Origin of the sequence: Micromonospora sp. M42, assembly GCF_000568915.1 — a bacterium.
Taxonomy (GTDB): Bacteria; Actinomycetota; Actinomycetes; order Mycobacteriales; family Micromonosporaceae; genus Micromonospora; species Micromonospora chalcea.
Window position 1 is genome coordinate 1,275,396 of the sequence record NZ_KK037233.1, and the last position, 1,608, is coordinate 1,277,003.

Sequence of the window (1,608 nt, forward strand, 5' to 3'; positions counted from 1 at the left end):
GGTCAGCCGGTGCGGTCGATGGTGACGCGGGCGTCGTCGGCGAGCCGGTAGCCGACGCCGTAGACGGTGGTGACCAGCGGGACGTCACGCCGACCTTGCCGCGCAGCCGGCGGACGTGCACGTCGACGGTGCGGACGCCGGCGTGCTCGTACCCCCAGACCGCGTTCAGCAGTTGCAGGCGGGTGAACACCCGGCGGGGGTGGGCGACCAGGTGCAGCAGCAGGTCGAACTCCAGCCGGGTCAGCGGCAGCGGCTCGCCGTCGCGCAGCACCGACCGGGACGAGGCCAGGATGTGCAGGGTCGGGATGGTCGGGGCGAGCGGCCGGGACGGCGCGCGGCCGGCCGGGACGGCGTCGGGCCGGCGCTCGGCCGGAACCGCGGCGCTGACCACCGCGTCGCCGCGTTCGAGCATCTCGCGGGCGGCGTCGAGCAGCCGGCGCGCGGCCGGGGTGAGCGACTCCTCACAGGCCAGTGGGATGTTCAGGGTGACGGTGAGCATGGGCGCGGCGGTGTTGGCGGGACGACGCTGGCCGCCGGGGGGACGACCGGGGACCGCGGGTTGGGACGTATGCCATCCGGCGCGCGACGAGGCGGGGCTGACCGACATGGTCCTCCTTGGGCTGGTCCGGGTATCTCCCCACGGCCCGGGACGCCGCCTCATCGATGCTTCCCGGCGTCTCTGCGAGGGTCAAGAGGCGGCTGCGTTGCATGAATGTGACATTTGACGAACACATCGGAGCCGTGCGCTCGCTCTGCGTGCGAGGCCCGTTGATTACAGCAGAGCGTCGTTTCGGGCTGGTACGGGGGGTCTCCCGGCGGTTCACAATGGCGGATGCGTCCTGAACGTGAACGCGGCGCACCCGGTTCTCCGGGTGCGCCGCGTGCGGGAAGGGCGGGTCAGGCGTCGCGGTCCACGGTGATCGCGGCGTCGTCGGCGAGGCGGTAGCCGACGCCGTAGACGGTGGTGACCAGCGGCGTGTCCGGCCCGAACTTGGCCCGCAGCCGGCGGACGTGGACGTCGACGGTGCGGGCCACGGCGTGCTCGTAGCCCCAGACGTTGGCGAGCAGTTGCAGCCGGGTGAACACCCGGCGCGGGTGCTCGGCGAGGAAGAGCAGCAGGTCGTACTCGATGCGGGTGAGCGTGATCTCGGTGTCGCCGAGCCGGACCCGGCGGGTGCCGGTGAGGATGCGCACGCCGCCGCCGGCCGGTGGCGGTGGCGCGGCGGCGGCGCGGCGCAGGTCGAGCACGGTACGGGCGGCCCGGTGCTCGTCCGGGCTCACCAGCGCCTCGCCGGAGGCGGCGAGCTCGTCCAGCAGCTCGGCCAGGCGGGCCAGGCCCGGCGTCAGTGGGCCGGCGCCCAGGTCGAGGGTGATGGTCACGGTCGGCGCGGTACGCGGCCGGGGCGGCACTGCCCGGTCGGGGCGGCCCGATCGGGCCGGACGGGTGGTGAGGGCGACGACGGACATGGGAGCCTCCTGTGCGGGCGGTCGCCCCGCCCCGCCGGTGTGGCGGGACGGTCAGCGGAGCGCCCCACCGGCGGTGACCGGGGGCGCGGCGGACGAGGGTCGGGTCGGCGGGGTGGGACCGAGCGTGGGCAGGCCGGCGAT

The 1,608-nt window shown here is 75.1% G+C and carries 1 protein-coding gene and 1 pseudogene; both read right to left on the reverse strand.

The genetic code is table 11. From position 1 onward, the window contains the following. Positions 1–2 precede the first annotated feature (2 nt). A pseudogene (locus MCBG_RS05595) lies at positions 3–607 on the reverse strand (winged helix-turn-helix domain-containing protein). Between the two features lie 290 nt (positions 608–897). Then, entirely contained in the window at positions 898–1,467 is a 570-nt protein-coding gene (locus MCBG_RS05600; protein WP_043324471.1) for a winged helix-turn-helix domain-containing protein, read from the reverse strand. Between the last annotated feature and the right edge of the window lie 141 nt (positions 1,468–1,608).